We start from the raw sequence: 8,627 nt of genomic DNA on the forward strand, positions 1-8,627 counted from the left end.
TCGGTCAGACTCGGTGCCTGCTCCGGGAGTTGCCGCTGTGCGCCCTTGCGGAGGACGATCCTACGTTTATTGCCCCGGGGCACATCAAGGGTCTCATGGGGACACGTGCACGGACGTGCGGTCCCAGTCCTCCGGCAGCAACGGTACGGCCCAGGAAGGATCAGGGCGCCAGTGCTGCCAGCCCTGGGAGTACGGCGGCCCCCAGGCCTTGATCACCTCCACCGCGTCCCGCCCCGCCGCCCGCACCCGCTCGGCGAGTTCGGCGCCCATCAGCCCGTCCCGCTGGGCCTGCGCGAACTCGTCCTCGTCGCGCCAGTCCCAAGTGCGGTCCGGGTTGACGGAGATGTCCAGAAAGTAGTCCTCGGAGTCGACGCCGCCCTCCCAACGGGTCAACGGCTCCTCCAGGTTCACGTACCAGTTCTTGAACTGCCAGCCCGGCTCCCAGAACAGCCACACCGACCAGGGTTCACCGGGCCGGGCCAGCTTCAGCACCCCGGTCCCGAACCACCGGTCGCGCTGCACGCTGCGCGGCTTGGTGTAGCGCGACTGGAGCGGCTCGACGTGCACGGGCGTACCGTCGGCGAGCACGGGCTTCACACACTCGGTACCGGGCGCCAGCCACACGGCCAGCACCTCTTCGTCGTCCCGCACGACGGTGACGGGCCGCGCGATGTGGAAGCGCTCGCCGGCGTTCTCCCGGTAGCGCCACAGGACCTGACTCCCGGGCGCCCAGAAGGCCGTCGAACCACCGTTCCCCACGCGTCTCACCACTCCACCGTCTGCCATGCACAGATATTAGGTGTCATAGGCATACGACGCTGCGGTGCGTGTCACGGTTCACGCCGTGGCCGTGATCGGTTCGCGATCGGTTACGGATGCGTCATACGCAGGACATCCAACGCCTCGTCGAGCTGCTCGACCGTCAGGTCCCCGCGCTCCACGTACCCACTCTCCAGGACGACCTGACGGATCGTCTTCCGCTCGGCCAGCGCCTTCTTGGCGACCTTGGCGGCCTCCTCGTACCCGATGTACTTGTTCAGCGGCGTGACGACGGACGGTGACGACTCGGCGTACTCCCGGGCCCGTTCGCGGTGCGCGACGATCCCGTCGACGGTCCGGTCGGCGAGCAGCCGGGAGACGTTGGCGAGCAGCCGGATCGACTCCAGTACGTTCTTGGCGATCACCGGGAGCATGACGTTGAGCTCGAAGTTGCCCGCCGCGCCCGCCGTCGCCACGGTCGCGTCGTTCCCGACGACCTGCGCGACGACCATCAGCACGGCTTCCGGGATCACCGGGTTGACCTTGCCGGGCATGATCGAGGAGCCGGGCTGGAGGTCGGGGAGGCTGATCTCGGCGAGGCCCGTGCGCGGCCCCGAGGCCATCCACCGCAGGTCGTTGGCGATCTTCGTGAGGCCCACGGCGATGGTCCGCAGCTGCCCGCTGGTCTCGACGATCCCGTCCCGCGCGCCCTGCGCCTCGAAGTGGTCGCGCGCCTCGGTCAGCGGCAGCCCGGTGGTGCGGGCGACCTCCTCGATGACGGCGGCGGAGAACCCGGGGGGTGTGTTGATGCCGGTGCCGACGGCGGTACCGCCCAGTGGCAGTTCGGCGAGCCGGGGGAGGGAGGCGTTCAGCCGCTCGACGCCGTACCGCACCTGGGCGGCGTACCCGCCGAACTCCTGGCCCAGGGTGACGGGCGTGGCGTCCATGAGGTGCGTCCGCCCCGACTTCACGACGTCGGCGAACTCCTCGGACTTGCGCTCCAGGGCCGCCGTCAGATGCTCCAGGGCGGGGATCAGGTCGCGCATAACGGCGGCCGTGGCCGCGATGTGGATGGACGAGGGGAAGACGTCGTTGGAGGACTGGGAGGCGTTGACGTGGTCGTTGGGGTGCACGTCCCGGCCCAGGCGCTCGGTCGCGAGGGTGGCGACGACCTCGTTGGTGTTCATGTTGGACGAGGTCCCGGACCCGGTCTGGAACACGTCGACGGGGAAGTGCTCGTCCCACTGACCCGCGGCGACCTCGGCGGCAGAGTCCTGGATCGCCTCGGCGATGTCCTTGTCGAGCACCCCGAGCTCGGCGTTCACCTTGGCGGCGGCCGCCTTGACGCGGGCGAGGGCCTCGATGTGGGCGCGCTCGATGCGCTGGCCCGAGATGGGGAAGTTCTCCACGGCCCGCTGCGTCTGGGCCCGCCACTTGGCGTCCGCCGGGACGCGTACCTCGCCCATGGAGTCGTGCTCGATGCGGTATTCGCTCATGCCCGTATAGCGATCGGGACGGTGGGGATGTTCCGGGCGCTCGGCCACCCGGGTGCCGCTCTCGTGTGACCCAGGTCTCATGGCGGCCGTGCAGCAGACGGAGGGGCGTTCGCGTCGAGGAGGGGTGACAGGAAGGGGGGAAGCGTGTGGAGACGGACTTCGACGGTTTCGTCGCCGCCCGGTCGGCCGCGCTGTTCCGGGGCGCACTCGTCCTGACGGGCAACCGCGACGCGGCCGAGGACCTGGTCCAGGAGACCCTGGAGCGGGCCTGCCGTAAGTGGCGCACGGTCGCCGTAAAGGACGCCCCGGACGCCTATGTGCGGCGGATCATGGTGAACCTGGCCAACGACCGCTGGCGCCGCTTCCGCCGTACGGTTCCGCAGCCGGACGGCCCGGACCGGGCCGCCCCCGGCGACGAGTACGGACAGGTCGACAGCAGGGACCAGTTGGTGCGCGCGCTGCAGCAACTGCCCATGCGGATGCGGACGGTCGTGGTGCTGCGGTACTTCCACGACCTCTCCGACGCCGAGATCGCGGCCGACCTGGACATCTCGCCGAGCACGGTGCGCTCCCAGCTCGCCCGGGGGATCGAGAAGCTCAGAAGCCAGTTCCCCGCACTCTCCGCCCCGACACCCCGACAGCAAACGGAAGGAATCCGATGACTTCGTACGGCGACGCACGGCCTTCCGGCTGCTCACCATTCGAAGAGGAACTGATGAACGCCATGAACCAGTACGCGGAGTCCGCAGAGGCGCCCGACTTCGACGCGCCCCAGATCCTGCGTCGCACCCGGCGCAGGAGGACCGTCGGCATCGCCGCCGTCGCCGCCGCCCTCATCGCGGCGGGCGGCGGGACGGCCCTGGCCACCTCGGTCGCGGGCGGCGACGGCTCGACCCCGGCGGCGAGCCCCACCAGCAGCAGCACGGCTGCGGCCAACAGCGACGCCACCACCCTGCTCTACGTCTTCAGCGACGGTACGAACGTGCCGATCGACCTCGCGGGCTACAACCTGGACATGGCGAAGGAGGTCCTCGCGAAGACGCAGACGAAGCTGGGCACCGTCACTGAGAAGGCCGTCAAGGGCTGCAAGCCGGGCTCGGTGATCGCGGTGACCCCGCACGCCCCGAAGATCGTCAAGCCGGGCGACACGGTCGGCATCACCCTCTGCGCCCGCTGACCGGACCCTGACCTGATACGAGGCCCGCCCCTGCGCCAATCAGGGGCGGGCCTCCGTCACAGGATCACACCAGGCCCGGCCCCCGCACCGGGATCGACGTGAACGTCGGCGCCGGCGCCGGGTCCTGGAAGAAGTCGTTGCCCTTGTCGTCTACGACGACGAACGCCGGGAAGTCCTCGACCTCGATCTTCCAGACGGCCTCCATGCCGAGCTCCTCGTACTCGACGACCTCGACCTTCTTGATGCAGTCCTGGGCGAGCCGGGCGGCGGGGCCGCCGATGGAGCCGAGGTAGAAGCCGCCGTGGGCCTCGCACGCGTTGGTGACCTGCGCGGACCGGTTGCCCTTGGCGAGCATCACCTTGGAGCCGCCCGCGGCCTGGAACTGCTCGACGTAGGAGTCCATGCGGCCGGCCGTGGTCGGCCCGAAGGAACCGGACGCGTAGCCCTCGGGGGTCTTGGCCGGGCCGGCGTAGTACACCGGGTGGTCCTTCAGGTACTGCGGCATCTCCTCGCCCGCGTCCAGCCGCTCCTTGATCTTGGCGTGCGCGATGTCACGGGCGACGACCAGCGGACCGGAGAGGGAGAGGCGGGTCTTGACCGGGTACTTCGTCAGCTCGGCGAGGATCTCGTCCATCGGCTGGTTCAGGTCGATCTTGACGACGTCGGAGGACTCGTCCAGGTGCTCGTCCGTGGTTTCTGGGAGGAACCGCGCCGGGTCCGTCTCCAGCTGCTCCAGGAAGACGCCCTCGGCGGTGATCTTCGCGACGGCCTGCCGGTCGGCGGAGCACGACACCGCGATGGCGACCGGGCAGGACGCCCCGTGCCGCGGCAGTCGCACCACGCGCACGTCGTGGCAGAAGTACTTGCCGCCGAACTGAGCGCCGATGCCGATCTTCTGCGTCAGCTCGAAGACCTTCTCCTCCAGCTCCTTGTCCCGGAAGCCGTGCCCCAGCTCCGAACCCTCGGCCGGGATCTCGTCCAGGTAGTGCGCGGAGGCGTACTTCGCGGTCTTCAGCGCGTACTCGGCGGACGTGCCGCCGACGACGATCGCCAGGTGGTACGGCGGGCAGGCGGCCGTACCGAGCGAACGGATCTTCTCCTCCAGGAACTTCATCATGGAGGCCTCGTTCAGGACGGCCTTCGTCTCCTGGTAGAGGAAGCTCTTGTTGGCGGAGCCGCCGCCCTTCGCCATGAACAGGAACTTGTACGCGCCGCCGTCCGTGGCGTACAGCTCGATCTGCGCCGGGAGGTTGGAGCCGGTGTTCTTCTCGTCCCACATGGTCAGCGGAGCCATCTGGGAGTAGCGCAGGTTGAGGTTCTTGTACGCGTCGTAGATACCGCGCGAGAGGGCTGCCTCGTCCCCGCCCTCAGTGAGGACGTTCTGGCCGCGCTTGCCCATGACGATCGCCGTGCCGGTGTCCTGGCACATCGGCAGCACGCCCGCCGCCGCGATGTTCGCGTTCTTCAGGAGGTCCAGGGCGACGAACTTGTCGTTGCTCGACGCCTCGGGGTCGTCGATGATGCGGCGCAGCTGGGCCAGGTGGGCCGGGCGCAGGTAGTGCTGGATGTCGTGGATGGCCTCCTCGGCGAGCTTGCGCAGCGCCTCCGGCTCCACCTTGAGGAACGTCCGCCCGTCGGCCTCGAAGGTGGACACACCCTCGGAGGTCACCAGCCGGTAGGGGGTGGCGTCCTCTCCCATCGGGAGCAGATCGGTGTACGCGAACTCAGGCATCTCGCCCATTCCTCACTCGACAGACAGCTGCTGGCCTCCATTGGCAGCGCTCACCAGCGTAGAACCTGTCGTTGGCGGCGAGCTTGTGAGGTAAGGCTCACTTCTAGGGTGTCGCGATCTATCGTGTTTCGCTACGCTGCTGTCGTGGACCTTCAGAAGCAGACCGAGCCGCGCGCCGCCGAACCCCCGGTCGCCGAATCCCGGGTCGCCGAACTGCGCGCCTCGGACGCCGACCGTGACCGCATCGCCGACATCCTGCGCGACGCCCTCGCCGAGGGCCGCCTGACCGCCGAGGAGCACGCCGAGCGTGTCGAGGGCGTGCTCGCCGCCAAGACGGTCGGCGGACTGGAGGTCTTCATACGGGACCTGCCGGCCGCCCACCACCGAGCCGCCCCGGCCTACGCGGCCGCCCCCAGCCGCCCGACGGCGGGCGCGATCCCGGCCGACCCCGACGAGAACGTGGTCGCGGTCTTCAGCAGCGCCGTCCGCAAGGGCCGTTGGCGCGCCGGACGCCGTATCCACGCGTACGCGATCTTCGGCAGCGTCGAGATCGACCTCAGCGAGGCGCTCTTCGAGTACCAGCAGGTCGTCGTCAAGGCACTCTCGGTCTTCGGCAACGTCGAGGTCCGGGTCCCGGAGAACGTCTCGCTGCGGGGCACCGGCGGTGGCGTGCTGGGCAACTTCGAGGTGGACACGCTGGACGCGGCCGACCCGGACGCCCCCGTCGTCTACCTCGACGGCTGGGCCGTGCTGGGCAACATCGAGGGCAAGCCGAAGCGCGGCAGGCTCGTCGCGGACATCCTCGATCGCGTTCAGCACAAGGTCGACAAGAGTTTGCGCAAACACCTGGACCGTTGACGGTTGTGAACGCGGACGCGCCGACGGCGGAACCGCCGGGGTGCGGGCGGGCGACGCGGGTGGGCTCAGGCCCCGAAACCCTGCGGTTCGGAACTGAGTGCATAGGCGCGCGTACAGCGGGTAGGCCTTGCTGCATCGTCTCTCGCTCGCGAAGCCGTCGTCAGGAGTAGACCGTGCTGCAACCGCCGCATTCGTCCCTGCAGGTAGCTGCCGTACCGGCCCAGCGGGTGCCAGTGCGGGACAGGGACCAAGACGCACCCTGGCACACCGAGGCGGTGTGCCGGCGCGACGAGGCCGGCCTGTTCTTCGCACCTTCCAAGGAACCCACCGCCGCCCGGCTCTCCCGCGAGGAGGCGGCCAAGCGCGTCTGCGCGCGCTGTCCCGTGATGGTCGAGTGCCGCGAGCACGCGCTGCTGCAGCCCGAGCCGTACGGCGTCTGGGGCGGCCTCACCGCCGCCGAGCGCCGTGTGGTCCTGGCCCGGCGCCGCCGCCGCGAACTCGAACTGAACAAGGCCCGCGCGGCGAACCGCATAGCGGCGGCGGGCTAGCCAACACGTGCATGAAGGGGGCGCTCCCTCCGCACCGGGAGCGCCCCCTTCATGCACGGCCGCGGCGCTGCGGCGTACGACCGCGGCGGTACGGCGTATGACCGCCCGTCCCCGCTACTTCGCGCGGTCGAAGTCGATCGCGCTGTACGCGCGCAGCTTGCTCAGCCGGTGCTCGGAGTCGATCCGGCGGACCGTGCCCGACTTCGAGCGCATGACGATGGAGTCGGTCGTGGCGGTCTCGGAGCGGTAGCGCACGCCGCGCAGCAGCTCGCCGTCGGTGATGCCGGTGGCGACGAAGAAGACGTTCTCGCCTGAGACCAGGTCGTCCGTGGTCAGAACGCGGTCGAGGTCATGCCCGGCGTCGATCGCCCGCTGCCGCTCCGCGTCGTCCTTCGGCCACAGCTTGCCCTGGATGGTGCCGCCGAGGCACTTCACGGCGCAGGCCGAGATGATGCCCTCGGGGGTACCGCCGACGCCGAGCAGCAGGTCGACACCCGTGCCCTCGCGCAGCGCGTAGATCGAGCCGGCGACATCGCCGTCGGAGATCAGCTTGATGCGCGCTCCGGCTTCCCGGACCTCCTTGATGAGGCCCTCGTGCCGCGGCCGGTCGAGGATGACGACGGTGACGTCCTCGGGCGTGGCCCGCTTGGCCTTGGCGACCCGGCGGATGTTCACAGCCACGGGCGCGTCGATGTCGACGAAGTCGGCGGCCTCGGGGCCCGTGACCAGCTTGTCCATGTAGAAGACGGCGGACGGGTCGAACATCGAACCGCGGTCGGCGGCGGCGAGGACCGCGATCGCGTTCGGCATGCCCTTGGCGGTCAGCGTGGTGCCGTCGATCGGGTCGACGGCGATGTCGCACTCGGGGCCGGTGCCGTCGCCGACACGCTCCCCGTTGAACAGCATCGGGGCCTCGTCCTTCTCGCCCTCGCCGATGACGACGACGCCGTTCATCGACACGGTGGAGACGAGGGTGCGCATGGCGCGTACCGCGGCACCGTCGGCGCCGTTCTTGTCACCGCGCCCGACCCAGCGGCCCGCCGCCATCGCCGCGGCTTCGGTCACCCGGACGAGTTCCAGGGCGAGGTTGCGATCAGGGGCCTCGGAGGGGACTTCGAGCTCGGACGGCAGCTGATGATTCTCGGTCATCGGAGCGCACCTTTCTGATACGACGACGGCCGGATGAGGGTGTTCGTCCCGACTCTATCGTCAGGTTAACAAAATGAGCAGGGCCCCCTACGGATGAGCGGACCGGGCACCTGCGACGATAGGGGCGTGGCAGGTTCGAACGGTAAGCAGAAGTCGGCCCGGGACATGATTCTTTCCCTGGGCCTGATCATGATCGCGGCGGGCGTCATCTACCTCTTCATCCCGCACGACGACCATGCTCCCGACATCAAGCGGGTCGACTACCGCGTCGAGTTGCTCACGGCGCGCCGTGCGGCGTCGTACCCGGTGGCCGCGCCCGAGGGCCTGCCTGAGAGCTGGAAGGCGACCTCCGTGCGTTTCCAGGGCGACAAGTTCGACGCCTGGCACCTCGGCTTCCAGGACCCCGACGGTGAGTACGTGGCGGTCGAGCAGTCGACTCAGAAGCGTTCCACGTTCATCGACGAGGCGAGCCAGGGCGCGACGGCGACGAAGGCCACCGAGGAGATCGGCGGCCGGACGTGGACCCGCTACACCGGCGGCCGCTACGACGCCCTCGTGCTCCAGGACGCCGACGGCTCCACGACGGTGGTGACGGGCACGGCGTCGTTCGACCGGCTGACGAAGCTGGCCGGAGCGCTGAAGACGGCGTGAGTGCCCCGCAGGCAATGACGTGAATGCCCCGCAGGCATGACGTGAATGCCCGCAGGTATGACGTGAATGCCCGCAGGTATGACGTGAATGCCCGCAGGTATGACGAGAGGGGCCCCCGGGCCTCGCCTCGCGCTTCACCCCTCGGAAACGAGCTCGGAACAGCCCTCGCGGAGCTTACTCGACCTCGCTCCTCGATTGGGTCTAATACTACCGATTCGCCTTTCCCTCGCCCTTTACCCCATCACAGACAGCAACCA

At 69.3% G+C, this 8,627-nt stretch carries 9 protein-coding genes; 5 read left to right on the forward strand and 4 right to left on the reverse strand.

The annotated features are described in order from the left end of the window. Positions 1-93: 93 nt before the first annotated feature. Together fomD and ABT114_RS35630 are read right to left on the reverse strand one after the other, a co-directional pair. Positions 94-786: a cytidylyl-2-hydroxypropylphosphonate hydrolase gene (fomD, locus tag ABT114_RS35625; RefSeq protein WP_351147139.1), complete on the reverse strand. Its 693-nt coding sequence runs from the start codon at positions 784-786 to the stop codon at positions 94-96. 83 nt (positions 787-869) lie between these two features. After that, complete coding sequence (locus tag ABT114_RS35630; RefSeq protein WP_351147141.1) at positions 870-2,255, reverse strand: class II fumarate hydratase; 1,386 nt, start codon at positions 2,253-2,255, stop codon at positions 870-872. Positions 2,256-2,401: 146 nt separating this feature from the next. Here ABT114_RS35630 and ABT114_RS35635 point away from each other — a divergent pair, with 146 nt between their 5' ends. Next, on the forward strand, positions 2,402-2,917 hold the full coding sequence (locus tag ABT114_RS35635) for a SigE family RNA polymerase sigma factor (RefSeq protein WP_351147143.1): 516 nt from the start codon (positions 2,402-2,404) through the stop codon (positions 2,915-2,917). A gap of 53 nt (positions 2,918-2,970) precedes the next feature. Next, positions 2,971-3,432 carry a PASTA domain-containing protein gene (locus ABT114_RS35640; RefSeq protein ID WP_351147145.1) on the forward strand — a complete coding sequence of 154 codons (462 nt, stop codon included), beginning with the start codon at positions 2,971-2,973 and terminating at the stop codon, positions 3,430-3,432. A 64-nt stretch (positions 3,433-3,496) separates the two neighbouring features. Here ABT114_RS35640 and ABT114_RS35645 read toward each other — a convergent pair whose 3' ends face one another. Beyond that, positions 3,497-5,164 (reverse strand): fumarate hydratase, encoded by a 1,668-nt coding sequence (locus ABT114_RS35645; RefSeq protein ID WP_351147147.1) that lies wholly within the window; start codon positions 5,162-5,164, stop codon positions 3,497-3,499. A 144-nt stretch (positions 5,165-5,308) separates the two neighbouring features. Here ABT114_RS35645 and ABT114_RS35650 point away from each other — a divergent pair, with 144 nt between their 5' ends. Both ABT114_RS35650 and ABT114_RS35655 read left to right on the forward strand, forming a co-directional pair. After that, on the forward strand, positions 5,309-6,022 hold the full coding sequence (locus ABT114_RS35650) for a DUF1707 SHOCT-like domain-containing protein (RefSeq protein WP_351147149.1): 714 nt from the start codon (positions 5,309-5,311) through the stop codon (positions 6,020-6,022). Between the two features lie 173 nt (positions 6,023-6,195). Then, positions 6,196-6,570, forward strand: coding sequence for a WhiB family transcriptional regulator (locus ABT114_RS35655; protein WP_351147150.1), 375 nt, complete (start codon positions 6,196-6,198; stop codon positions 6,568-6,570). 114 nt (positions 6,571-6,684) lie between these two features. Here ABT114_RS35655 and glpX read toward each other — a convergent pair whose 3' ends face one another. Next, positions 6,685-7,719 carry a class II fructose-bisphosphatase gene (gene glpX, locus ABT114_RS35660; RefSeq protein ID WP_351147152.1) on the reverse strand — a complete coding sequence of 345 codons (1,035 nt, stop codon included), beginning with the start codon at positions 7,717-7,719 and terminating at the stop codon, positions 6,685-6,687. 126 nt (positions 7,720-7,845) lie between these two features. Between glpX and ABT114_RS35665 the strand changes: the two genes are divergently transcribed. Then, the gene (locus ABT114_RS35665; protein ID WP_351147154.1) at positions 7,846-8,370 is read left to right on the forward strand and encodes a DUF4245 domain-containing protein; all 525 of its coding nucleotides are present in this window, start codon (positions 7,846-7,848) and stop codon (positions 8,368-8,370) included. Positions 8,371-8,627 lie beyond the last annotated feature (257 nt).

Origin of the sequence: Streptomyces sp. NPDC002088 (assembly GCF_040296605.1) — a bacterium.
Taxonomy (GTDB): Bacteria; Actinomycetota; Actinomycetes; order Streptomycetales; family Streptomycetaceae; genus Streptomyces.